At 73.1% G+C, this 23,107-nt stretch carries 20 protein-coding genes; 8 read left to right on the top strand and 12 right to left on the bottom strand.

What is annotated here, in order from left to right; translation table 11 throughout:
* Positions 1-195 precede the first annotated feature (195 nt).
* From ACIBR0_RS08190 to ACIBR0_RS08155, 8 genes are all read right to left on the bottom strand, one after another.
* Positions 196-843 (bottom strand): hypothetical protein, encoded by a 648-nt coding sequence (locus ACIBR0_RS08190; protein WP_396713446.1) that lies wholly within the window; start codon positions 841-843, stop codon positions 196-198.
* Positions 844-1,044: 201 nt separating this feature from the next.
* Entirely contained in the window at positions 1,045-1,830 is a 786-nt protein-coding gene (locus tag ACIBR0_RS08185; RefSeq protein ID WP_396713444.1) for an anti-sigma factor family protein, read from the bottom strand.
* Positions 1,827-2,522, bottom strand: coding sequence for a sigma-70 family RNA polymerase sigma factor (locus ACIBR0_RS08180; protein WP_396713442.1), 696 nt, complete (start codon positions 2,520-2,522; stop codon positions 1,827-1,829). The genes ACIBR0_RS08185 and ACIBR0_RS08180 overlap by 4 nt, the downstream gene beginning before the upstream one ends.
* A gap of 81 nt (positions 2,523-2,603) precedes the next feature.
* Positions 2,604-3,461 carry a spermidine synthase gene (locus ACIBR0_RS08175; protein ID WP_396713440.1) on the bottom strand — a complete coding sequence of 286 codons (858 nt, stop codon included), beginning with the start codon at positions 3,459-3,461 and terminating at the stop codon, positions 2,604-2,606.
* Entirely contained in the window at positions 3,461-4,402 is a 942-nt protein-coding gene (locus tag ACIBR0_RS08170) for a hypothetical protein (RefSeq protein WP_396713439.1), read from the bottom strand. The genes ACIBR0_RS08175 and ACIBR0_RS08170 overlap by 1 nt, the downstream gene beginning before the upstream one ends.
* A gap of 76 nt (positions 4,403-4,478) precedes the next feature.
* Positions 4,479-6,953 (bottom strand): AAA family ATPase, encoded by a 2,475-nt coding sequence (locus tag ACIBR0_RS08165; protein ID WP_396713437.1) that lies wholly within the window; start codon positions 6,951-6,953, stop codon positions 4,479-4,481.
* On the bottom strand, positions 6,953-8,101 hold the full coding sequence (locus ACIBR0_RS08160) for an exonuclease SbcCD subunit D (RefSeq protein ID WP_396713435.1): 1,149 nt from the start codon (positions 8,099-8,101) through the stop codon (positions 6,953-6,955). The genes ACIBR0_RS08165 and ACIBR0_RS08160 overlap by 1 nt, the downstream gene beginning before the upstream one ends.
* Before the next feature lie 14 nt (positions 8,102-8,115).
* Positions 8,116-9,867 carry an ATP-binding protein gene (locus ACIBR0_RS08155; protein WP_396713433.1) on the bottom strand — a complete coding sequence of 584 codons (1,752 nt, stop codon included), beginning with the start codon at positions 9,865-9,867 and terminating at the stop codon, positions 8,116-8,118.
* 218 nt (positions 9,868-10,085) lie between these two features.
* On the opposite strand from ACIBR0_RS08155, the gene ACIBR0_RS08150 reads away from it, so the two are divergent.
* Complete coding sequence (locus ACIBR0_RS08150; RefSeq protein WP_396713431.1) at positions 10,086-11,738, top strand: hypothetical protein; 1,653 nt, start codon at positions 10,086-10,088, stop codon at positions 11,736-11,738.
* A 9-nt stretch (positions 11,739-11,747) separates the two neighbouring features.
* On the opposite strand, the gene ACIBR0_RS08145 is transcribed toward ACIBR0_RS08150, so the two are convergent.
* Together ACIBR0_RS08145 and ACIBR0_RS08140 are read right to left on the bottom strand one after the other, a co-directional pair.
* On the bottom strand, positions 11,748-12,164 hold the full coding sequence (locus ACIBR0_RS08145; RefSeq protein ID WP_396713429.1) for a hypothetical protein: 417 nt from the start codon (positions 12,162-12,164) through the stop codon (positions 11,748-11,750).
* A 40-nt stretch (positions 12,165-12,204) separates the two neighbouring features.
* A complete protein-coding gene (locus ACIBR0_RS08140) occupies positions 12,205-12,951 on the bottom strand; it encodes a pyrimidine reductase family protein (protein WP_396713427.1) in 747 nt (248 codons plus the stop codon).
* Positions 12,952-13,104: 153 nt separating this feature from the next.
* On the opposite strand from ACIBR0_RS08140, the gene ACIBR0_RS08135 reads away from it, so the two are divergent.
* From ACIBR0_RS08135 to ACIBR0_RS08110, 6 genes are all read left to right on the top strand, one after another.
* Positions 13,105-13,650, top strand: a complete 546-nt coding sequence (locus ACIBR0_RS08135) for a plasmid pRiA4b ORF-3 family protein (RefSeq protein WP_396713425.1) — start codon at positions 13,105-13,107, stop codon at positions 13,648-13,650.
* A 364-nt stretch (positions 13,651-14,014) separates the two neighbouring features.
* Positions 14,015-15,304: an ABC transporter substrate-binding protein gene (locus ACIBR0_RS08130; protein ID WP_396713423.1), complete on the top strand. Its 1,290-nt coding sequence runs from the start codon at positions 14,015-14,017 to the stop codon at positions 15,302-15,304.
* Positions 15,305-15,414: 110 nt separating this feature from the next.
* On the top strand, positions 15,415-16,386 hold the full coding sequence (locus tag ACIBR0_RS08125) for a carbohydrate ABC transporter permease (RefSeq protein ID WP_396713421.1): 972 nt from the start codon (positions 15,415-15,417) through the stop codon (positions 16,384-16,386).
* A gap of 10 nt (positions 16,387-16,396) precedes the next feature.
* Entirely contained in the window at positions 16,397-17,239 is an 843-nt protein-coding gene (locus tag ACIBR0_RS08120) for a carbohydrate ABC transporter permease (RefSeq protein ID WP_396713419.1), read from the top strand.
* Positions 17,236-18,669 carry a GH1 family beta-glucosidase gene (locus tag ACIBR0_RS08115; RefSeq protein ID WP_396713417.1) on the top strand — a complete coding sequence of 478 codons (1,434 nt, stop codon included), beginning with the start codon at positions 17,236-17,238 and terminating at the stop codon, positions 18,667-18,669. Before ACIBR0_RS08120 ends, ACIBR0_RS08115 begins: the two co-directional genes overlap by 4 nt.
* Positions 18,670-18,753: 84 nt before the next feature.
* Complete coding sequence (locus ACIBR0_RS08110; protein ID WP_396713415.1) at positions 18,754-19,800, top strand: LacI family DNA-binding transcriptional regulator; 1,047 nt, start codon at positions 18,754-18,756, stop codon at positions 19,798-19,800.
* Between the two features lie 112 nt (positions 19,801-19,912).
* Here ACIBR0_RS08110 and ACIBR0_RS08105 read toward each other — a convergent pair whose 3' ends face one another.
* Entirely contained in the window at positions 19,913-21,133 is a 1,221-nt protein-coding gene (locus ACIBR0_RS08105) for an acyl-CoA dehydrogenase family protein (RefSeq protein WP_396713413.1), read from the bottom strand.
* Positions 21,133-22,203 (bottom strand): phosphotransferase family protein, encoded by a 1,071-nt coding sequence (locus tag ACIBR0_RS08100; protein ID WP_396713411.1) that lies wholly within the window; start codon positions 22,201-22,203, stop codon positions 21,133-21,135. Before ACIBR0_RS08100 ends, ACIBR0_RS08105 begins: the two co-directional genes overlap by 1 nt.
* Positions 22,204-22,350: 147 nt before the next feature.
* Between ACIBR0_RS08100 and ACIBR0_RS08095 the strand changes: the two genes are divergently transcribed.
* Positions 22,351-23,049: an amino acid-binding protein gene (locus ACIBR0_RS08095; RefSeq protein ID WP_396713409.1), complete on the top strand. Its 699-nt coding sequence runs from the start codon at positions 22,351-22,353 to the stop codon at positions 23,047-23,049.
* Positions 23,050-23,107 lie beyond the last annotated feature (58 nt).

Raw genomic sequence — 23,107 nt, 5'->3', positions numbered from 1 at the left:
CCCGGGGGGGGGGGGGCGGGGGCCGGTTCCCCCCGCCCTGCGTCCCCGGGTTGTTCTGGGGGGGGGCCCGGCCCGCGGTCGGGGCCGGCGCCGCGGGCCGGGCGGAGACATTGCCGGTACGCCCCGTACCCGGACCCGGCGGTGGCCGGCCGCGCCCTCCCAGCTGCGACCGGCCACCGTGCCTCACTGGTGCCGTCAGTACGAGTAGTCTGAGCCGCCGCTCTCGGCCTCGGCGTCATCGGCCGGCGGGGCGACGGGCTTGGGGGTGCCGGTCGGCAGGCAGGTCAGGTTCTTCTTGCCGTCCGGGGCCACCACGAACCAGGTGCCACCGACGCCCTGGCCCTTCCACTGGCCGGGCTTCTTGTCACCGATGTAGCGGTACAGCGGCCAGCCGTCCAGCGTGATCTGCCGGGTGCCGTCCTGCCGGGTGATGGTGCCGACCTTGTCGTCGGAGACGCCGTTGAGCTGCGGGCTGCCGTCGGTCAGCGCGGGCGGCCACACCTCGGCGCACTTGTCGACGCAGTTCGACGCCGGCGGGTCGTTGGTGTCCTTGTCGAAGCGGTAGAGGATCCAGCCGTCCTGGTCGGTGACCACGCTGCCCATCCGGGCGACCTTCTTGCCGTTGAGCTCGTCGGTGAGGTCGACGTCGGCGGGCGGCGGAGCCTCCGCGGACGCTTCGGGTGCCGCCGACGCCTCGGCCTCGACCGACGCGGTGGGTTCGGCCGCGGCGACGGCGACCGGCTCGGCCGCGCCCGCGTTCGCCCCGTCGTAACCCGCGGGAGCGCAGGCCGTAAGTGCGACCATCGCGCTCGCGACGATGACGGTCCGCTTCATCTGTGCCACGTGCCCTCCTCATTCTTGGCAGTTCACCGGGTAATACGGGAGGCTTGCTGTCAAGGTTGAATCGACGACAGTGGTCAATTTCACTCGTATGAGTTGAACCGAATGGCCCGGATATCCGTAGGTCGGCACGAGGGCCAGTGAAAACGGGAACGGCTGATCGGCGCCGGCCAATGTGGCCGGCGCCGATCCGCGTCGTCCGGGTCAGGACAACTTGACCGTGACCAGCGGACTCGCCACCCCGTTGACGTCCACCGACTGCACCTGGAAGTGCTTGATCTCCGCGGTCGGTGCCGACGTGGAGGCGCCCAGCGTGAGGCGGGGTGTATTGGTGCTGGTGCCATAGCCGCCGCCGGGCACCGACCAGGTGGAGATGACCTCGGTGGTGTTGTTCTTTCGCAACACCACCAGGCGGCAGAAGCGCGGGCCGGGCAGTTTCGCCAGGGTGAAGTTCACCCCCGTGCCGAACTCCTTCGACGCCACGAAGAACGTCGCCTCCACACCGGTCGTGGTGTCGGTGACGTTGTACTTGTCGCCCTCCGGCTCGATCGGGCCACCGATACCGGGGTCGCCCGGATCGGCGGACCTGGTCGTGTTCGGTGGAACCGCGGGCGCGCTGGTGGTCGGCAGGGCCTCCACGTCGGGCGCGCTGTCCCGGGTGACGCTGGCGAAGCCCACCCCGGTCAGCCCACCGAAGACGACCACCGCGGCGGCCGTGGCGAGCAACTGCCGGAACCGCGTCTTCCGCCGGTGGGCGCGGACCGCGACCAGCGTCCGGTCCAGCAGGGCCGGGTCGGTCTGCGTCTGCTCCAGCGCCGTCATCGTCTCGCCGTCGATGCCGGAGAGCATGCCCACCACCGGGACCATCGTCTCCAGCTCCGCGGCGCACGCCCAGCAGGTCGCGAGGTGCTCCTCGAACCGTTCCGTGTCGTGCTCGTCCAGTACGCCGAGCGCGTACGCGGCGACGTCCATGTGGTCTGCCCGGCTCATTCCGTCACCCCCCGTTCCTGCAGAGCCGTGCGCAGGGCGCGCAGCGCGTAGTAGACCCGTGACTTGGCGGTGCCGAGCGGTAGGCCCAGCTCCTCGGCGGCTTCCGGGACCGTCCGGCCCCGGAAGTAGGTCGCGACCAGGATCTCCCGGTGCGACTGACTGAGCGTACGCAGGGCGTCCGCCACGGTCATCGTGCGCAGCACCCGGTCGGTGCTGTCCGCCTCGGCGAAGGCGGTGAGGTCCCGGTCGTACGTCTCGGCGGGCCGGGCCTGCTCGCTGCGGTGTTCGTCGATCGCGATCCGCCGGGCCACCGTCACCAGCCACGGCCGCAGCGAACCCTGCCCCTGCGCGCCGAGCCGGTGCGCGTTGCGCCACGCCCGCAGCAGCGTCTCCTGCACGATGTCCTCGGCGCGCTGCCGGTCACCGCCGGTGAGCCGCATGACGAAGGCCAGCAGCGGACCGGCGTGCTCGGCGTAGAGCAGCCGGATCAGCTGGTCGGAGTGACTGGACTCGGTGGACGGTGGTGCCTGGTGACGTCCGGGCGCGGGTCGGGGCGGCACCGGGTCATTCTGACGAGGGTCGGGGCGGGCGTCGACCCCGCGAGCAGAAGCGCTCGGCCGGGACTGGGAGCGCGCGGACATCCAGCCCGGCCGAACCCTGTCCCCGTGCCAGCCGGCCGCCACCGCATGCATGCAGACCTCCGGGAATCCGATCACATCGGCCGCCCCCCACGGGCCTGCCGACGGATGATACGGAGGCGGCAGTCGATCGGATCAACGGCCCACGGAAAAAATTCCGGGCGGGGGCGGCGTCGAGTCGGTGGCGTCGGCGTCGTGGACCACCGGCGTACCACCGGCGAAGCGGTCCAGCTCCGTGCCGGCCAGCACCCTGCCCGGGAACCAGTCCCCGGCGGCGCGGCGGGTCAGGTCCGGCACCGGTGGCTCGGTCCGACCGGCGACCAGCACCAGGTTGCCGTACCGGCGACCGCGCAGCACGGCCGCGTCGGCGACGAGCGCGGCGTGCGGCAGTACCGCCCGGACGGTCGCCACCTGCGCCCGGGCGTGCCGCAGCGGTGGGCCGTCGGCGACGTTGGCCAGGTACCAGCCGCCCGGCCGCAGCACCCGGGCCACCTCGGTGACGTACTCCACCGAGGTCAGGTGGGCCGGCGTACGCGCACCGGCGAAGACGTCGGCGACGACGACGTCCACACTGGCCTGCCGGGTGGCGGTGAGCACCGCCCGCGCGTCGCCGACGCGGACCTTCAACCGGCCGTCCGACGGCAACGGCAGCAGGCGACGGACGAGGTCGACCAGGGCGCCGTCCACTTCGCACACCCGTTGGGTGGAGCCGGGACGGGTCGCCGCGACGTACCGGGGCAGGGTCAGCGCCCCACCGCCCAGGTGGAGCATCCGCAGTGGCGCGCCGGCCGGGGCCACCAGGTCCACGGCGGCGGCGAGCCGGCGGACGTACTCGAATTCCAGGTGCGTCGGATCGGTCAGGTCCACGTGGGACTGCGGTGCCCCGTCGAGCAGCAGCGTCCACGAGCCGGGCCGGTCCGGGTCGGGCACCAGCTCGGCCTGGCCGGTGTCGACCTGCTCGACCACCCGGTCGGCGGCCCTCTTGCGGCCCATCAGCGGGGCGGCCGGGCGGCGGCGGTCAGCACCCGGTGCAGCAGTCGCGCGTCGCCGAGCAGAGCGCGCAGGCGGCGTTCCAGCCCGGCGATGGGGACCAGGTTCTGCGGCGCGCGCGGATCCTTGTACGGCGTGGACGCGAACCGGGGGAGGGTGACCAGCGACAGGTCGGCCAGGGCGATCGCCTCGGTGACGTCCAGCTCGGCGGAGCACTCCACCCGTACGATGCCCGCCCACGGCGCGCCGGCCGCCACCGGCAGCCGCAGGTACCAGGACCAGCCGCCCCAGGCCGTGCCGAGCCGGAACACCGGGGACCGCTCGCCCGGCGCCAGGCCGGTCACCACGGCGGTCAGCCGGGCGTCCAGGTACTGGCTGTGCTGGGTCTTGATGTAGCCGAGGGTGCGCGGCAGCTGCCGGCGGTTGCGCAGCGGCCCGTCGACCACCAGCAGGTCACCGTCGATCCGCGCGGCACCGGAGACCTCCACCTCCAGCGCGGTCAGCGGGCCCTGCACGGCGGCCGGCAGCTCGCCGGTCCCGCCGACCCGGTGCACCGGGTAGTGGACGCTGCCCGCGACCACGTCCTGCGCCGACGGGCTGGCGGTGAACAGACCCCGGCCCACCTTCGCCCCGGCGAGCTGCGCCGCGCCGCGTTCCAGGTCGCACCGCACTACCCCGGCGGCGTACGAGGCGGCGATGCCCGGGTAGGAGCCGCCGTCGTCCTCGGCCGTCCACACGCTGGCGTCGATCCGTCGTACCCCGTCGACCAGTAGCACCACGTCGGGTGTCCGCACGCCGGGGCGCGGGCCGATCGCCCGCCAGTCCACCGCCGGCACCTCGTGGTCGGGCTCCACCCGGGCACTGCTCGGCGCCGCCGGACCGCCACCGGCCTCGAACGACGCCCCGTACGCCGGGTCCCAGGCGTCGACGAAGAACCGGCTCACGCCGCCACCTCGCTCCGCTCGGCAGCGGCGCGAGCCGCCGGGCTGCTGAGCCTGATGGTTCGCTCGCGACGCTCGCTCACCGGCCGGTCCGCTCGACGCGCGCCGACCGGGCGTCCTTGCGGACCTCGAACCGCACCGGGATGCGTTCGGCCAGCGCCGGCACGTGGGTGACCACGCCGACCATCCGGTCGCCCCGGGCGGCCAGGTTCTCCAGGGTGGCGGCCACCGTGTCCAACGTGGCCACGTCGAGGGTGCCGAAGCCCTCGTCGAGCACGATCGACTCCAGACTCGCCGCCGTCGTGGACATCCCGGCCAACTGCTCGGACAGGGCCAGCGCCAGCGCCAGCGACGCCTGGAAGGTCTCCCCACCGCTCAGGGTGCGCACGCCCCGGCGCAGGCCGGCGTCGTGGTGGTCGACCACGAAGAACTCCCCCTTGTCGTGCACCAGGTCGTACTGGTCGCCGGAGAGTTCCCGCAGGATCGCCGAGGCGCCGTCGACGAGCAGGTCGAGCGCCTCGGCGAGCAGCCACCGCTCGAAGTTGTTGGCCCGCAGGTGCCCGGCGAGGGCGCGCGCCACCTGCGCCTCGCGCTCGTGGACGGTCCGCTGGTCGCGCAGCTCGGCGGCCTGGTCGCGTCGCTCCACCAGCCGCCGCAGCTCGGCCTCGGCGCGCTCGACGGCGACGGCGGCGTCGCGTACCGGATCGTCGGTGGCCGGCAGTCCGGCGGCGGCGAAGAGGCCCGCGATGCGTTCGCGCACGGCGGCGCTGACGACCTCCGCCTCGGCCACCGAGCCCGCACGCGCGGCCCGCTGCTCGCGGCGGCGCTCCGCCTCCACGCCGGCCCACCCGGTGAGGGCGGCCCACGCGGCGGCGACGTCGTCCCGGTCGGGGGCCGGCGGGCCGAACCGGGCCAGCCCGTCCCGGGCCGCGTCGAACGCCCGCCACGCCGTCCGCAGCCGCTCCTCGGCGGCGTCGGAGGCGGCGCGGGCCCGGCGGGCGGCGTCGCGCCCGGCCCGGACGGCCGCCGCCGACTCCTCCAACGCCGCACGTAGCCGCGCGTGCTCGGCCAGCTCGCGCCGCAGCACCGCCGGCTCGGCCGCACCGGCGAGCTGGGCGTCCAGCTCGGCGATCCGGGCGTCGAGCTGGTCGACGCGGGCGCGGGCCCGCAGCAGCACCCGCTCCAGATCCCGCGCCGCCGCGTCCCGCTCGCTCACCGCCGCCTCGGCGGCCTTCGTCGCGGCGCGGGCCGCCCGGCCCGCCGCGGTCGCGGCGGCCACCGCCGAGTCGTGCGGCACCGCCGGGACCCGGGCCACCGTCTGCTCGCAGACCGGGCAGGCGTCGCCGTCGCGCAGGTGTGCCCGCAGCGCCACCGCCTGGTCGGTCGCCTTCGCCTCCTCGTGCGCGCGGAACGCCACCTCCAGCTCGGCCTGCGCGCGGGCCGCGGCGGCCCGCGCGTCGGCCAGGGCGGCAGCCGCCGTGGCGTGCTCGGCCTCCGCGGCCGTCACCGCCGCGCGGACCGTCGCGGTCTCGCCGACCAGCGCCTCCCGATCGGTGTACGCCTTCAGCAGGAGCCGCAGGGCGCTCTCGTCCCCGGCGGCGGTCAACTCGCCCCGGAGCTTCTCCTCCCGCTCCTCGGCCAGCGCCACCGCCCTCGCGGCATCCTCGGCCCCGCTGCGGGCCGTCGTGACGGCGCGGGCCACCTCGGCCACCCCGGCCGGCGCGCGGACCCCGGCGAGCACGGTCAGCTCGGCGTCCAGGGCGGCCAGCGCCGCGGCCGCCTCCCGGGCCGTCGACCGGGCGGCCTCCCACTCCGGTACGGCGACGGTCACCGCCTCGCCCAGCTCCCGCATCCGGTCCACCCGCGCGGTCGCCGCCTCCAGCGTCGCGTCGTCGGTGTCGGCCAGCCCGGCCAGCATCCGGTCGACCGTCTCCAGCTTCGTCTCCGCCCGGGCGGCCCGCTCGGTCGCCTTCTTCTGCACCTCCTCGTAGACGCCGAGGCCGAGCAGGTTGACCAGGATCTGCTGGCGGGTGGCCGGCTTGGCGTGCAGGAAGTCGGCGAACTGCCCCTGCGGCAGCACCACGCAGCTGGTGAACTGCTCGTACGGCAGGCCGACCGCCTCCAGCACCGCGCCGTCCATCTCGGCCGCCGTGCCGGCGACGACCTCGCCGAGGTCCTCCGGGCTGAGCCCGGTGTCCAGCTTGGTGACGTCGAAGCCGGCTGGCATGAGCTGGAGCCCGGCGCCGGCGGTCTTGACGTTGCCCCGGCCGTCCCGGCGGACCACCCGGGTCGCCACGTAACGGTCGCCCGCCGACTCGAAGACCAGCCGGACCCGTGCCTCGGTCGCCGACGGGGCCAGCGCGTTGGCGAGCCCCCGGGCACCGCCCCAGCGCGGCACGGTGCCGTAGAGCGCGAAGCAGATCGCGTCCAGCACGGTGGACTTGCCCGAGCCGGTCGGGCCGACCAGCGCGAAGAAGTCGGCGTCGGTGAAGTCGACGGTGGTCTCGTCGCGGAAGACGGTGAACCCCGCCATGTCCAGCCGGATCGGCCGCATCAGTGGTCGACCTCCTCGTAGAGCTCGTCGAAGAGCTCCCGGACGCCGTCGTCGTCGTGCCCCCGGCTGTCGAGGTAGTCGGCGAACAGGTCGCGGGGAGAGCGGCCGGCCCGCTGCGCGACCCGGGTGCCGCTGCCCGGCGCCGGCACCAGCTCCGGGTCGATGCGGATCTCCAGCGCCCGGGGCAGCAGCTCCTGCACCTCCTCGCGCAGGCCGGCGCGGGGCTGCTCGCGCACGAACACGCGCAGCCAGGCGTCCGGCGCGTCGAGCTCGGCGAGCTGCGCGAGAGTGCCCCGCACCGTACGCAGGGCGGCCGCCGCGGTCACCGGCACCTCCCGGATCTGCGCCGCCGTCGTGGCGGTCACCTCGACCAGGGTCACCGAGGGCACGTTCTCCTGTTCGCCGAAGTCGACCGCGAGGGGGCTGCCGCTGTAGCGGATCGGGCACGCCCCCTGCACCCGCTGCGAGCGGTGCAGGTGGCCCAGCGCCACGTAGTGCGCGGTGCCCGGGAAGACCGTGGCCGGGACGGCGTAACCGAGGACGGTGTGCGCGTCCCGCTCGCCCCCGCCGGAGGTCGCCCCCACCACCGTCAGGTGGGCGGTCACCAGGTGCACCCGGTCCGGCTCGGTGAAGCTCTCGGTCAGCCGCCCCAGCACCCGGCCGAGGTGGTCGGCGTACGTCTGGGTGGCCTCGGCGGCGGTCAGCTCGTACATCTCCACGGCGCGGATCGCGTACCGCTGCGAGAGGAACGGCAGTGCGGCCAGCCGCCAGCGCTCCCCGCCGGCGGTGGTGCCGTCGATGACGTGCTCGTCCGGGTTCTCCCGGACACCGCCGCGCAGGGTGATGCCGGCCGCGTCGGCCCACGGCCGCAGCGCGTCCAGGGCCTGCCCGTTGTCGTGGTTGCCGCCGATGGCGACCACGTCGGCGCCGGTGCGGCGCAGCGCGGTCAACGCCCGGGTGACCAGCCGGGTGGCCTCCGGCGTCGGTGCGGCGGTGTCGTACAGGTCTCCGGCGACGATCACCAGGTCCGGCTGCTCCTGCCGGGCGACGTCGATCACCCCGGCGAGGACGGCCTTGTGCTCGTCGGCCCGGGACTGGCCCTTGAGGACCTTGCCGACGTGCCAGTCCGAGGTGTGCAGGATCTTCATGGGCGGTGCACTCCCTAGAACGGGATGTCGTCGTCGCTGCCGCCGCCGGAGCCGACGACCGCGAACGGGTCCGCCGACCCGGTGATCGACCGGAGCGTCTGCGACGGGGCCCGCCCGGCCTCGGAGACCCGGGTGGCCCAGGCCGGGAAGGGGAACTCCAGGCAGAGCGGCACCGGGATGTCCGGCTGGTTGACGAACATCGTGCCGGGCTTGGCCAGGAGCGCCCGCTGCCGCTGGGCCGGTGGGAGGAAGCCGTACTCCGGGCGGGACGCCTCGGCCGGATCGAGTCGGCCGACCACCCGGATCGCCGAGTTGGTGACGATCCGCCGCTCCACCTCGCTCGCCGTCTGCTGTGCGCCGACCAGGATCACCCCGAGCGAGCGCCCCCGCTCGGCGATGTCGAGCAGCACCTCCTTGATGGGGGAGGAGCCCTCCCGGGGGGCGTACTTGTTGAGCTCGTCGAGCACGACGAAGAGCAGCGGCTTGGCGGTGCCGGACTTCTCCTTGCGCTCGAACTCGGCCTTGAGGGTCACACCCACCACGAAGCGCTGCGCCCGGTCCGGCAGGTTGTGCAGGTCCACCACGGTGACCTGGGCGGACTCGGCGGTGTTGATGCTGTGCGGCCGGCGGGTGGCCAGGTCGCCGCGGATCAGCCGGGACAGGTCCTTCTTGCTGCCGATCAGCCGCCGGGCGAACGCGTTGACCGTGCCGAGGCCGACCGCACTGCCCGCCCACTCGGACCGGGTCTCGTCGTCATTGAGCTGCTCCACGATGTGGTCGACCAGGTCCGCGTACGACCCCAGGCGCACCCCGTCGAGGCTCACCCCGCCGTCCGCCGGCTGGGCGTGCCGGGCCAGGTGGGCGGCGACCGAGTGCACCACCATCGTGTACTGCTGGCGTTCGTCGTCGGCGTCGGCGAACACGTACGGCAGCAGGCGGTCGGCGCAGAACTCGGCGAGCGTCCAGTAGAAGCTGTCCACGCCGGTGAGGCGGCTGCTGACGTCCGGCGTGCCGGAGGAGTCGCCGACCCGAGGCGGCGCGTACACCCGCACGTCCGGGAAGGCCCCGGCGGCCAGGCCGAGCCGGGCGTACGCCGCGCGGGTCGCGTCGTCCAGGCGGGTGTTCGGGTGGTCGAGGAAGAGCAGGTCCTCGCCCTTGACGTTGAAGATCAGCGCCTTGGCGTTGACCGCGTCGCCGCCGAGCACCCCGGAGCGGAACACCGAGTAGAGCAGGAAGGTGGCGAAACTGGTCTTGGTGGCCACGCCGGAGATGCCGGAGATCGACACGTGCGCGCCCCGGCTGCCGTCGAGGAAGTCGGCGTTCAGGTAGACCGGCACCCCGTCGCGGCCCATGCCCATCGGGATGCGCCGCTCCATCCGGTCGAAGTGCAGCGCCCGGGCCCGCGCGTCGCCCGTCGCCCGGTGCACCACCGCACCGGGCGACGGCGGTACGTACAGCTCCGGGTCGACCCGGGTGGTGGTGATCTCGGCCGCCTCCTGCACCTGGGCCGGCAGGGTGCCGTCGGCGATGGCGAAGACGTCGGAGTCGAACTGGGCCCCCTCGTGCCGGGCCCGTACCTGCGTGACCACGCCGGCGATCGTCACCGGCTCACGGTCGGGCAGCTCCCGGCGGGTCACCACGACGTCGTCGAGCTGGAGGTAGCTGCCGGGGGAGACCGCCGTCCAGAACTGCAACGGGGTGGCGTCGGCGGTGCCGAGCACCCGCCCGACCTGCTCGGCCGGGCCGTCGAACGCCTCGTCGGTCATCGGGCAACTCTTCTCGGCTGGTCGTCGCGGGCGGGGCACACGCCCTGCATCCTGCCCGAGACGTACGACAGGTCGCCACGCGACGCGGCGGACGCCACGTAGGTCGACATCCGCCCCTCGCTGTGCGTCACCGTCCTTCGACGCACCGTGCCCACGTGATGCGCCGATCCGGCCCCCGGCCGGTTCCGTCCGGGAGATGCTTCGCAGGAGCCGACGGCGTGACGGGGCGGGAGGGCGGTGTGGCATCGACGCGGGGTCGACTGGCGGCGCTGCTCGCTCTCGCGGCCGTGCCGGCGGTGGTGGAGGCCGTGGTGCTGGTGGCCATCGGGTTCAAGGCGGCGCAGCCGCTCGCACCGCAGGCCACCGCCGTCTGGCCGTACGACTCCTACCATGACCTGCGGTGGCTGTTCGTCTACCACGACTCCTGGACGACCTTCTTCCTCGGACTGCTGCTCCTGATCGTGGTCCGGGGTCTGCTGTCGGCCGGCCTGACCGCGTTGGCGTGGCCGGCCGACGTGCCCCGCCCGTCGAGGCGCTGGCTGGCGATGCGCAACCTGGAGGTCGCCGCGCTCGCCGCGGTCATCATCTCGCCGTGGGCCGCGCTCGCCGTGGCCTTCTCGGCGGTCGGGCTCTCCTGGTACCTGTTCGCCTCGCTGCTGCCGATGCTGCTGCTGGCGCCCTTCCTGCAACGCGCGGGCGTGGTCGCCCACTGGTGGCGCGGGCTGCCCTCGGTGGGGATGTTCGGCTGGTCCCTGCTCAACTTCGCGGTGCTGACCGTCTCGGGCGCCCTGATCGCCACCGCGCCCGGCTGGGCCGTCGTCGTGGTGGCCGGCCTCGCCGGCGTGGGCAACGGGCTGCTGTGGCGGCAGACCGTGCACGCCGCCGCCCAGCCCCGTCGCCTCCGCTGGGCCCGCGTCCCGGTGGCGCCCCTGGCGGTCGTCGTCGTCCTGGCCAGCTCCGTGGCGGCCCAGTCGGTGATCGGCATCGTCGCCGGCGGGGACGGCGAATGGCGTCCACCCGTCGTCGTCGAACGCCTGCCGGATGAGGTGCCGCACGCGGTGATCGCCATCGCCGGGCACGACTCGAGCTGGGACGGACGGTCTCCGCCGGATCCCCGCGTCGAGCGCTTCTCCTACCGGGGCCTGGACGACCGGCAGCGCCCCCTGCCGTACGACCCGCTGGCCACCCACCGGTCGCTGGACTCCAGCGCGGCGCTGCTCGCGACGCAGGTGGACCTGCTGCACCGGCGGACGGGGCGGCCGGTGGCCCTGCTCGGGGAGAGCGAGGGCGCGATGGTGGCGCGGACGTACCTGGAGAATTGGCCGCAGGGGCCGGTCGAGGCGGCGATGATGTTCAGTCCGCTGGTCCGCCCGGGGCGGGCCTACTACCCGCCGCCCGGGTACTCCGGGTGGGGCGTGGCCACCGGCTGGCAGCTACGCGGCATCACCGCGCTGTCCAACCTGCCGAAGGAGGTGAAGAACAGCCCGGACGAGCCGTTCGTCCGGTCGGTGATGGTCGATGCGCCGTTCTTCCGCAACCGGACGCTCTGCCCGGTGCCCGGCGTACGCATGATCGCCTTCCTGCCCACGGTGAGCGCCGCCGAGGCGCCTCCGGGGGAGTACGCCCGGATCCCGGTCTTCCAGTTGCCCGCCCTGCACGGCGGCGTGCTGCGGCAGCGGGAGGTCCACGACCGTCTGGTCGACTTCCTGACCGGCGACATGACCACCCGACCACGGGAGGAGTACGCCCTGCTCCAGCGGCTGGGCGCCGCCTGGCAGCCGCCCCCGCTGGCGCTGTCCGTCAACCCGGTGTGGGCGGCCGGCCGGGAGGCCGACCCGGCGTTCACCGGCAGGATCTGTGAAGCGCGCTGACGAGGGTGCTCAGTTGGGCGACCGGGGCCGGCGGTACGCGAGCAGCAGCCGGATCGCCGCGATGTTGAGGCCGATCGCCAGGGCCGCCCGCCACGGCGCGAACGGGAAGATGACCAGGTCGGCGGCGATCGCGACGGCGGCGGCCACCAGGCCGACGAGCGCCGCCCACCGGCGGCCGGTGAGGACGAGCAGTGCGGCGAGCACGGTCGCCGCGCTGACGCCCGCCTGGGACCACGCCCACCCGGTGATGTCGATCTCGTAGACGCCCCTCCGGGTGGCCAGCATGAAGGCGTCGTGACCGGTGGCGGCCAGGGCACCGAGCAGGTCGAGCAGGCCGGCGCCGGCCAGCAGCCCGGCGGCGAGCAGCGGCCGGCGCGTCACGGCGGGCGCCGGTCCGACGCCGTCGGTCACCCGCGGAGTGCTCATGTGCCCACGCTAGACGGGCGCGGGCCGGGTCGTGTGCGGGTCAGCCGCGCGCGTAACGGAGCATGAGTACGCCGTCGGCGACGGCCAGGACGTGTCGCAGCGGCAGGTGACGGACGGCGGCCTCCTCGCCCGCGGTGATCCGGCCCGGCCCCGGCCCGGCGAGCAGCGGGGCGACCGTCAGGCACACCTCGTCGACCAGGTCGGCGGCGGTGAGCCCGCCGAACAGGTGCGGGCCGCCCTCGCACAGCAGCTGATCGAGGCCACGGCCGCGCAGTTCGGCCAGGCCGGCGGCGAGGTCCACCCGGTCGCCGCCGACGCGCACCACGTCCGCGACGTCGGTCAGCCCGGGCGGTGCGGTGGCGTCGGCCCGGGTGAGCACCACCGGCCGTACCGGGGCGTCGGCGAAGGCCGCCTGCCCCGGGTCGAGGTCGAGCGAGCCGGAGACCACGACGAGCGTGGGGTACTCGGCCAGGCCGTGCGCGCGGCGCCAGGCGCGCCGGCCCTCGTCGAGCCGGACCGCGCGGTAGCTCTCGTGGCGCAGCGTGCCGGCGGCGACCAGCAGGGCGTCGCAGAGCATCCGCAGCAGCCCGAACACCCGCTTGTCCGGCTCGCCGGAGAGACCGGCGGAGTAGCCGTCGACCGTGACCGCGCCGTCGACGCTGGCCACGAAGTTCACCCGCAGGTGGGGACGGTCGGCGCGGCCGTAGAGAGCGGTGAGCGCGGCGTCGTCCAGCGGCTCGCCGGAGGGGTCGGGCCAGAGCCGCGAGATCGGAATCCCGACGCTCATTCGCCGGCCGGACCCGTGACCGGAGGGGTGGGTCGGGGGGTACGGTGCTGGCAGTCGCACCAGTTCCGACCCGGACAGTCGTCGTGCCGCCTCGCCCGGCACGCTCGGCAGATCATGCTCGCAGCCTAGTTCCCTCAGGAGGGTGGGACCCCTATGCCGCGTCAGATCTTCCAACTGAGGATCTCCCTGACCCGGGTCCGGCCGCCGGTCTGGCGCCGGGTGCTCGTGCCCGGTGGTTACACCCTCGACCGTGTGCACCGGGTGGTGCAGCACGCGGTGGGGTGGCGGGACTGCCATCTGCACTCGTTCGAGATCGACGGCAGGCAGTACGGCGAGCCCGACCCGGACGGCGAGCTGCCCCTGGACGACGAGCTTGACGTCCGGCTGGACGCGGTGGTGGGCAAGGGCAGCCGGTTCCACTACACGTACGACTTCGGCGACTGGTGGGAACACGACCTGGTGGTGGAGGACGTCTTCACCGCCGACCCGGAGGGGCGCTACCCGTCCTGCCTGGACGGGGAGCGGGCCGGCCCGCCCGAGGGAGTCGGCGGGCCGTCCGGCTACCAGCTGCTGCTGGCCGCGCTGGCCGATCCCGGGCATCCCGAGCACCACGACATGCGTGACTGGGTGGGGGACCGGTTCGACCCGGCCGCCTTCGAGGCCGGTCCGGTGTCGACGCTGCTGCGTCGCCTCTGCTGAGGGGCTCTGCCGGCCGGGTCACTGAACCGTTTCGGCGTTCACCGCCGTTCGGCGGCCCGCCGCGCCCTTGTCCGGGCGGTGTCAGCAGCCGGGCAGGGCCCTCACCAGGGCAACTGAACCGTTTCCGCCGAGGCCCGTTGCGGAGCGCCACCGTGAAACCTCCCCGCGGTAACGATCTGGGAACGCTCCCAACGGCCTATTGACACCCCCGACACCCCCCGGCAATCTCATGGGAGCGCTCCCGGCGTGGCGCGGATCACCCGCCCGTGCCGGCGAGACCGCCCGTCGGTACCGGGCTCCGGCCCGCGCCGCGGCACCCCCCACCACCCGACAGACAAGCCTCACCACCGAAAGAGGGGTCAGGATGAGCCTCACCACGCGGCGTACCCGCCTGGCGGCCGTCGCCCTGGCCGCGATCACCGCCGTCAGCGGTCTCGCGGCATGCGGCAACGACGACGACACGCCGGCCGCCGGCGAGAAGCCGGCCAAGCTGGTCGTCGACACGTTCGGCGAGTTCGGCTACGACGAGATCATCAAGCAGTACGAGAAGGACACCGGCATCAAGGTCGAGCTGCGCAAGACCGCCCAGCTCGGCGAGTACCGGCCCAAGCTGGTCCGTTACCTCGCCACCGGCAAGGGCGCGGCCGACGTCACCGCCCTGGAAGAGGGCATCCTCAACGAGTTCAAGGCCAACCCGCGCAACTGGGCCGACCTCACGCCGCTGGTCGCCGACCACTCCAAGGAGTACCTGCCCTGGAAGTGGGAGCTCGGCAAGGCACCGGACGGCCGGCTGATCGGCCTGCCGACCGACGTCGGCAGCCTCGCCGTCTGCTACCGCAAGGACCTGTTCCAGGCGGCCGGCCTGCCCACCGAGCGGGACCAGGTGTCGGCGCTCTGGCCGGACTGGAAGGGCTTCCACGAGGCCGGCCGCAAGTACAAGCAGGGCAGCGGCGGCAAGGCGTTCATCGACTCGATCACCGCCGTCTCCAACGGTGTTCTCTTCCAGCAGGGCAGCGATCTGTTCTACGACAAGGAGAACAACATCATCGCGGACACCAGCCCCGCGGTGAAGAACGCCTGGGAAACGGCCACCTCCATGGTGGACATCTCCGCCAAGGCGTCAACCTGGTCGCCGGAGTGGTCGGGTGGCTTCAAGCAGGGCACCTTCGCGGCCACCTTCTGCCCGTCCTGGATGCTCGGCATCGTCTCGGAGAACTCCGGTGCGGCCAACAAGGGCAAGTGGGACGTGGCGGCCGTGCCGGGTGGCGGCGGCAACTGGGGCGGCTCGTGGCTCGCCGTCCCGGAGCAGAGCAAGTACCCGAAGGAGGCGGCGAAGCTCGCCGAGTACCTGACCAGCGCCACCAGCCAGGTGGAGGCCTTCAAGGCCAAGGGTCCGCTGCCCACCAACCTGGAGGCGCTGAAGAACGAGGCGTTCCTCAACTACACCAACGAGTACTTCAGCAACGCGCCGACGGGCAAGATCTTCGGGGACAGCGTCACCAAGATCCAGCCGATCCACCTGGGCCCGAAGCACCAGGCGGTGAAGGAGAACGCGCTCGAGCCGGCCCTGCGGGCGTTCGAGAACGGGCAGGCCGACAAGGCCAAGGCCTGGGAGCAGTTCACGAAGGACGCCAAGACCCAGGGTGCCTTCTGAGTGATTTCCCTGCCGGTGGCGTTCGGGACTTCCCGGACGCCACCGGTCGGTCCCCTCCGCGTAGCGCCCTGCGCGAGGGCCTCCGGGCCTCGCCGGAAAAGGAAACCCGCATGAGCTTGTCGGCCACGACGGCACCGCCGTCGCCAGCAGCACCGCCGTCCCCCGACGTCCCTCTCCGACGTCGCCGGGGATTTCTCCTCAACCGCCTTGACGTCAAATACTCGCCGTACCTCTACATCGCCCCGTTCTTCCTGATCTTCGGCGCGTTCGGGCTGTACCCGATGTTGCGTACCGCCTGGATGTCGCTGCACGACTGGGACATGATCGGCGACCGATCGTTCATCGGCTTCGACAACTACACCCGGCTGGTGTCCGACGAGTACTTCTGGAACGCGCTGGTCAACACGATCGGCATCTTCGCCCTGTCGACCATTCCGCAGCTGTTGCTCGCACTCTTCCTGGCGAACCTGCTCAACCGGACCTTCCTGCGCGCCAAGACCTTCTTCCGGATGGCCATCTTCATGCCGAACGTGGTCTCGGTGGCGGCGGTCGCGATCGTCTTCGGGATGCTGTTCCAGCGGGAGTTCGGCCTGTTCAACTGGCTGCTCGGCCTCGTCGGTGTCGACCCGGTCGACTGGGACGGACACCGGTGGAGTTCCTGGACCGCCATCGCCTCCATGGTCAACTGGCGGTGGACCGGTTACAACACCCTGATCCTGCTCGCCGGCATGCAGGCGATCCCGAAGGACCTCTACGAGGCCGCGGCGATCGACGGGGCCAGCCAGTGGCGGCAGTTCTGGCAGATCACCCTGCCCATGCTCAAGCCCACCTTCATCTTCGTGGTCATCCTGTCCACGATCGGCGGCATGCAGCTCTTCACCGAGCCCCTGCTCTTCGGCAACGGCAACATCATCGGCGGCAACCAGCGGGAGTTCCAGACGCTGGCCATGTACATGTACGAGATGGGCATCGTGAACCTGAACACCGCCGGCTACGGAGCCGCGGTCGCCTGGGCGATCTTCGTGATCATCATCGTGGTGTCGTTGTTCAACTTCCTACTCGTCCGCCGCTCGGCGAAGTGAGGAGAGATCGATGATCTCGGCTTCCCAGCGCCTGTGGCGCACCAGTCCGCTGACCTACGTGGCGCTCGTCCTGGCGGCACTGCTGTCGATCTACCCCTTCTACTACATGATGGTGATCGGCAGCCGCAGCCTGGACTCCATCAACGATGTGCCCCCGCCGCTGACCCCCGGCGGAGCGTTCGGCGACAACTTCGGGCGGGCGCTCGACAACGACGCCGCCAACTTCCTCACCGGCCTGATGAACTCGATCATCGTCTCGTCGGTGGTCACCCTGTCGGTGGTGCTCACCGGTTCGCTGGCCGGTTTCGCCTTCGCGAAGCTGCGGTTCCGGGGTCGGAACATCCTGCTGCTGGCGATCATCGTCACCATGATGATCCCGACCCAGATGGGCCTCATCCCCCTCTGGGGCATGATGCAGGACCTGGGGTGGTACGACACCCTCTACGCCGTCACCGTGCCATTCCTGGTGAGCGCCTTCGGGGTGTTCATGATGCGGCAGTACGCCAGCCAGGCGATCTCCGACGAGCTGATCGAGGCCGGGCGCATCGACGGCGCGAGCACGTTCCGGATCTACTGGAGCATCGTGCTGCCCGCGCTGCGCCCCGCCGCCGGCGTACTCGGTCTGCTGACCTTCATGGAGACCTGGAACTCGTTCCTCTGGCCGTACGCGATCCTCACCCCGGAGAACCCGACCCTCCAGGTCTCGCTCTCCTTCCTCTCGTACGCCTACTACACCGACTACTCCCAGGTCTTCGCCGCCACGGCGATCGGCACCATTCCTCTGGTGCTCGTCTTTCTCCTGTTCGGCCGCCAGATCATCGGCGGGATCATGGAAGGTGCCGTCAAATCGTGAGCAACCCCGCCCGTCCGCCCGCCGCCGGTGCCCTCGCCGAGCGTCCTCCGGTGACCTTCCCGCCCGGCTTCCTCTGGGGCGCCGCCACCGCGGCCTACCAGATCGAGGGCGCGGCGACCGAGGACGGCCGGACCCCGTCGATCTGGGACACCTTCAGCCACACGCCGGGCCGGGTGGTGGGCGGGCACACCGGTGACGTGGCCTGCGACCACTACCACCGGCTGGACTCCGACGTCGCGCTGATGGCCGAGCTGGGGCTGAAGTCGTACCGGTTCTCCGTCTCCTGGCCGCGGGTGCAGCCGGGCGGGTCCGGCCCGGCCAACGCCGCCGGTCTGGACTTCTACCGGCGGCTCGTGGACGAGCTGCTGGGCCACGGGATCGAGCCGTGGCTCACGCTCTACCACTGGGACCTGCCGCAGCCCCTGGAGGACGCCGGCGGCTGGCCGGCCCGGGACACCGCCGCCCGGTTCGCCGACTACACCGCGCTGGTCGCCGACGCGCTCGGCGACCGGGTGCGGTACTGGACCACCCTCAACGAGCCGTGGTGCTCGGCGTTCCTCGGCTACGGCTCCGGCGTGCACGCGCCGGGCCGCTCCGACGGGGCGGACGCGGTCCGGGCCGGGCACCACCTGATGCTCGGTCACGGCCTCGGCGTGCAGGCGCTGCGGGCCGCCCGCCCGACCGCCGAGGTGGGCGTCACCGTCAACCTCTACCCGGTCACCCCGGCCAGTGACGCGCCCGGCGACGTGGATGCCGCCCGGCGTATCGACGGGCTCGCCAACCGGTTCTTCCTCGACCCGCTGCTGCGCGGCGCGTACCCCGCGGACCTGACGTCCGACCTCGCCGGGGTGACCGACTTCGGACACGTGCGCGACGGTGACCTGGCGACCATCTCCAGCCCGCTGGACCTGGTCGGGATCAACTACTACAGCCGGCACGTGGTGGCCGCCCCGGTCCCGGGCGAGCAGCCCGAGGCGTACTGGCGGGCGCCGTCGTGCTGGCCGGGCAGCGAGGACGTCCGCTTCGTCACCCGGGGCGTGCCGGTCACCGACATGAACTGGGAGATCGACGCCCCCGGTCTGACCGAGACGCTGCGGCGGGTCCACGAGGAGTACACCGACCTGCCCCTGTACGTCACGGAGAACGGCTCCGCCTTCGTCGACACGGTGGTGGACGGGGAGGTCGACGACGTCGACCGGCTCGCCTACTTCGACGCCCACCTGCGTGCCTCCCACGAGGCCATCGAGGCGGGCGTGCCCCTGCGGGGCTACTTCGCCTGGTCGCTGATGGATAATTTCGAGTGGGCCTGGGGCTACACCAAGCGGTTCGGCATGATCCACGTCGACTACGACAGCCAGGTCCGCATCCCCAAGTCCAGCGCCAGGTGGTACGCCGAGGTGATCCGACGCAACGGTCTGGCCGCACAATAGGCTCGGGCCAGCCATCCGGGCGGTCCCGGTGCCGCACCCCCGCGGGGGTCGCACCGGGTCCGCCCGACGTCGGAGGAGCAGACGATGACAACGCAGCGCACCCGGTCGCTCGGGCGCCCGACCCTCGACGCGGTCGCCGCCCGCGCCGGTGTAGGGCGGGGCACGGTCTCCCGCGTGGTCAACGGCTCGCCCCAGGTGAGCCCCGAGGCCCGGGCCGCGGTGCAGCAGGCCATCGCCGAGCTGGGCTATGTGCCGAACCGGGCCGCCCGCGCCCTGGTCACCCAGCGCACGGACTCCATCGCCCTGGTGGTGTCCGAATCCGGCGACCGGGTCTTCACGGAGCCGTTCTTCGCCGGCATCGTCCGGGGCGTCAGCTCCGGGCTGCTGGAGACCCCGCTCCAGCTCTGGCTCGCCATGGTGCAGTCCCCGATCGAGCGGGAACGGGTCGAGCACCACCTCACCAACCAGCACGTCGACGGTGTCCTGCTGCTGTCGCTGCACGACGCCGACCCGCTGCCGACCCTGCTGGAGGAGCGCGGCCTGCCCACCGTGCTCGGTGGCCGTCCGGCCCGGATGCTGCGCCCCGGTGCCCAGCCGGCCTGGTTCGTGGACGTGGACAACGTCGGTGGCGCCCGCAACGCGGTGGAGCACCTCGCCGCCCGGGGGCGGCGCCGCATCGCCACCATCGCCGGCCCGCAGGACATGGGCGCCGGCCTGGCACGGTTGACCGGCTACAAGGAGGCGGTCAAGGCCGCCGGGGGCGGGCTCGACCAGGACCTCATCGCGTACGGCGACTTCAGCGAGGAGAGCGGGGTGGCCGGGATGCGCCGGCTGCTGGAGGCCTGCCCCGACCTGGACGCCGTCTTCGTCGCCTCGGACCTGATGGCGTTCGGCGCGCTGCGGGCGCTGCGCGAGGCCGGCCGCCGGGTCCCCGACGACGTGGCGGTGATCGGCTTCGACGACGCGCCGATCTCCCGGCAGGCCGATCCGCCGTTGACCACGGTGTTCCAGCCGGTCGAGGAGATGGGTCGGCAGATGGCACGCCTGCTGGTGAGCCGCATCCGGGGCGAGGAACTGTCCTCCCCGCACCTCCTGCTCGACACCCAGCTCATCGAACGCGCCTCCGCCTGACCGCGCCGGGCCCTCCCGGGGCCGGGTGCAGTTTCAGAGAAAGCGTGGCCATCCAACTCGGAATAGCCGCACTTTCCCCGAAACTGCAACCGGGTCGGTTCGGGGGCGGGGGTCAGGCGGGGGCGGTCCAGCGGCGGAGTTCGCGCTTGGCCAGGGAGGACCGGTGGACCTCGTCCGGGCCGTCGGCCAGGCGGAGAGTGCGGGCGGCGGCCCACAGCGCCGCGAGCGGGGTGTCCTGGCTGACGCCCGCGCCGCCGTACCCCTGGATGGCCTTGTCGATCACCCACTCCGCCATCGCCGGGGTGGCGATCTTGATGGCCTGGATCTCGGTGTGCGCGCCCTTGTTGCCGACGGTGTCCATCAACCAGGCGGTCTTGAGCACCAGGAGTCGGGCCTGCTCGATGCGGACCCGGGACTCGGCGATCCACTCCCGCACCACGCCCTGCTCGGCGAGCGGCCGGCCGAAGGCGACCCGCTCGACCGCCCGCCGGCAGAGCAGCTCCAGGGCGCGCTCGGCCATGCCGATCAGCCGCATGCAGTGGTGGATCCGGCCCGGGCCGAGCCGGGCCTGGGCGATCGCGAAACCGGTGCCCTCCGCGCCGATGAGGTTCTCCGCCGGTACGCGGACGTCGTCGAAGTCGATCTCGGCGTGCCCGCCGTGCGCGGCGTCGCTGTAGCCGAACACCCGCATGCCCCGGCGGACCGTCACGCCGGGGGTGTCCCGGGGGACCAGGACCATGCTCTGCTGGCGGTGCCGGTCGGCGCTCGGGTCGGTCTTGCCCATCACGATGAAGATCTCGCAGGTCGGGTCCATCGCACCGGAGGACCACCACTTGCGCCCGTTGATCACGTACTCGTCGCCGTCCCGCGTGATCCGGGTGGCGATGTTGGTCGCGTCGGAGGAGGCGACCTCGGGCTCGGTCATGCAGAACGCCGACCGGATCTCGCCCTCCAGCAGCGGCTTCAGCCAGCGGTCCCGCTGGGCGTCGGACCCGAACTCGGTGAGCAGTTCCATGTTGCCGGTGTCCGGCGCGGCGCAGTTGAGCGCCTCGGGGGCCAGGTGCGGGCTGCGGCCGGTCAGCTCGGCCAGCGGCGCGTACTGGAGGTTGGTGAGCCCGGCACCGTAGCGCGGGTCGGGGAGGAACAGGTTCCACAGGCCCCGCCGGCGCGCCTCGGCCTTCAGCTCGGCCATGACGGCCGGCCGCGCCCACGGGTCGCCGGTCGCCTCGACCTGCTCGGCGTGCACCGGCTCGGCCGGGTACACGCACTCGTCGAGGAAGGCGGTGAGCTGCCCGTGCAGCTCCTCGGTGCGGGCGTCGTACGCGAAGTCCATCACTTCCCCCTGACGGCGTGCAGTCCGTGTGCGACCAGCGGCTCCACCATGTCGCCGATCCGGTCGAAGCCCTCACCCAGCGTCTGGCCGAGCGTGTGCCGGTAGTGGATGCCCTCGCAGATGACCGCGAGCTTGAAACAGCCGAGCGCGACGTGCCAGTGCAGCGGGCCGACGTCGACGTCGCTGCGGCCGGCGTACCGCTCGATCAGCTCGGCGCCGGCGGGGAAGCCGGCGCGCGGGCCGAGGCCGTCGGCGACCGGGTTGCCGGCGGCGGCGTCACTGTCGCCGAGCACGTCCCAGTAGGTCAGCAGCAGCCCGAGGTCCGCGAGGGGGTCGCCGAGGGTGGCCATCTCCCAGTCCAGCACGGCCCGTACGGCGACCGGGTCGACGGTGGCGAGCAGGTTGTCCAGCCGGTAGTCGCCGTGCACGATCCGACCGGCGTTGGCGCCCTCCGGGACGGTGGCCGCGAGCTGGTCGCGCAGCTCCTCGATGCCCGGCAGCGGGCGGCTGCGGGAACGGTCGAGCTGCCCGGCCCAGCGCCGGACTTGCCGGGCCAGGTACCCCTCGGGGCGGCCGAAGTCGGCCAGGCCGACCTCCGCCGGGTCGACGGTGTGCAGCGCGGCGAGGGTGTCCATCATCGCCATGGCCAGGTCCCGCCGCTGGGCGGCGCTGAGCGGGTCGGTCTGACCGCGGCTGCGGAACACCTCACCGCCGACGCGTTCCATCAGGTAGAACGGCGCGCCGATCACCTCGGCGTCCTCGCACAGCAGCAGCGCGGCCGGCACCGGTACGTCGGTCGGGGCGAGTGCGGAGATCACCCGGAACTCCCGGGCCATGTCGTGCGCGGTGGCGAGCACGTGGCCGAGCGGCGGCCGGCGCAGCACCACCTCCTGACCGCCCGCCCGGAGCAGGTAGGTGAGGTTGGACTTGCCGCCGGCGATGAGGGTGGCCCGCAGCTCGCCGCCGGCCAGCTCGGGACGGTGCTCCGTCAGGTACGCCGCGAGCCGGTCCAGGTCCAGCCCCCGGGGTGTGGGGGTCGGGGCGTGCGCGTGGAGGGCCGGCTCGGTCATCCGATTAGTTGATGGCAGCTCAGCTTTGTTGTCAAGGTCGGATTTGCCCCCGGGACATGCCGCTGCAACGGGGACGAAATGGTCACGGGGCAGGCTGGGCACCAGCCTGCCGGCCGCCGTGCCGGCCCGCCGAGCGGAGGTTCACCGATGTTGCTGCGAGTTCGGGTCACCCTGCCGGATCGTCCGGGCACCCTCGGTCAGGTGGCGCGCACCATGGGCGTCTCCGGCGCGGACATCGTCCAGGTGGTGGTGCTGGAACGGCTCGGCGGCCGTGCGGTGGACGACTTCACCGTGGTGTGGCCCGGCGCGGCGCGGGTCGAGCGGCTGCTGGCCGGTCTGGCGGCGATCCCGGGCGTGCAGGTCGACGGGGTGTGGCGGGCGATCGGCGCCCCCACCACCACCGGCCAGGACGCGGAGCTGCTGGCGCAGGTGGCCGGCAACCCGGCCGACGGGCTGGCCACCCTGGTGGACGCGGTGCCCGGCCTGCTGGCCGCCGACTGGGCGGTGGCGGCGGTCGTCCCGGTCGACTGGGCGTCCCGCGCCGGGGCGGGCGGCGAGGCGACCGTCGGGCACGCGAGCTGGCGGACCCCGGTGCCGCCGCAGCTGCCGGAGATCACACCACTGCGGGCCCGGGCGATCACCACGGCCGAGGGCGACCACTTCGCGGTCGCGCCGTTCGGCCGGGCGGGCCTGGTCCTGCTGGTGGCGCGGGAACGCAGCGACACGCTCGCCGCCCCCGCCTTCCACTCCACCGAGGTGGACCGGCTGGCGCAGCTGGTCCGGGCCAGCGCGGTGATCCTCGGCGACCGGCTCGACCTGGTCGGCGCCCCGCCGGTGACCACCTGAGCGACCGCGCGTGGGGCCCCGGGACGCGATCCGGGCCACGGGGTGTGGCGCAGACCGC

The sequence above is a fragment of the Micromonospora sp. NPDC049497 genome (assembly GCF_044465805.1).
GTDB lineage: Bacteria > Actinomycetota > Actinomycetes > Mycobacteriales > Micromonosporaceae > Micromonospora.
Note: the sequence above shows the minus strand (reverse complement) of the source record. Positions and strands in the feature narration are given on the sequence as shown.

Excerpts from the sequence above, each read along its gene's own strand:
- ACIBR0_RS08185 (WP_396713444.1), bottom strand. The coding sequence starts at position 1,830 with ATGAGCCGGGCAGACCACATGGACGTCGCCGCGTACGCGCTCGGCGTA.
- ACIBR0_RS08180 (WP_396713442.1), bottom strand. The coding sequence starts at position 2,522 with ATGCATGCGGTGGCGGCCGGCTGGCACGGGGACAGGGTTCGGCCGGGC.
- ACIBR0_RS08175 (WP_396713440.1), bottom strand. The coding sequence starts at position 3,461 with ATGGGCCGCAAGAGGGCCGCCGACCGGGTGGTCGAGCAGGTCGACACC.
- ACIBR0_RS08165 (WP_396713437.1), bottom strand. The coding sequence starts at position 6,953 with ATGCGGCCGATCCGGCTGGACATGGCGGGGTTCACCGTCTTCCGCGAC.
- ACIBR0_RS08160 (WP_396713435.1), bottom strand. The coding sequence starts at position 8,101 with ATGAAGATCCTGCACACCTCGGACTGGCACGTCGGCAAGGTCCTCAAG.
- ACIBR0_RS08155 (WP_396713433.1), bottom strand. The coding sequence starts at position 9,867 with ATGACCGACGAGGCGTTCGACGGCCCGGCCGAGCAGGTCGGGCGGGTG.
- ACIBR0_RS08145 (WP_396713429.1), bottom strand. The coding sequence starts at position 12,164 with ATGAGCACTCCGCGGGTGACCGACGGCGTCGGACCGGCGCCCGCCGTG.
- ACIBR0_RS08140 (WP_396713427.1), bottom strand. The coding sequence starts at position 12,951 with ATGAGCGTCGGGATTCCGATCTCGCGGCTCTGGCCCGACCCCTCCGGC.
- ACIBR0_RS08135 (WP_396713425.1), top strand. The coding sequence starts at position 13,105 with ATGCCGCGTCAGATCTTCCAACTGAGGATCTCCCTGACCCGGGTCCGG.
- ACIBR0_RS08130 (WP_396713423.1), top strand. The coding sequence starts at position 14,015 with ATGAGCCTCACCACGCGGCGTACCCGCCTGGCGGCCGTCGCCCTGGCC.
- ACIBR0_RS08125 (WP_396713421.1), top strand. The coding sequence starts at position 15,415 with ATGAGCTTGTCGGCCACGACGGCACCGCCGTCGCCAGCAGCACCGCCG.
- ACIBR0_RS08120 (WP_396713419.1), top strand. The coding sequence starts at position 16,397 with ATGATCTCGGCTTCCCAGCGCCTGTGGCGCACCAGTCCGCTGACCTAC.
- ACIBR0_RS08110 (WP_396713415.1), top strand. The coding sequence starts at position 18,754 with ATGACAACGCAGCGCACCCGGTCGCTCGGGCGCCCGACCCTCGACGCG.
- ACIBR0_RS08105 (WP_396713413.1), bottom strand. The coding sequence starts at position 21,133 with ATGGACTTCGCGTACGACGCCCGCACCGAGGAGCTGCACGGGCAGCTC.
- ACIBR0_RS08100 (WP_396713411.1), bottom strand. The coding sequence starts at position 22,203 with ATGACCGAGCCGGCCCTCCACGCGCACGCCCCGACCCCCACACCCCGG.
- ACIBR0_RS08095 (WP_396713409.1), top strand. The coding sequence starts at position 22,351 with ATGTTGCTGCGAGTTCGGGTCACCCTGCCGGATCGTCCGGGCACCCTC.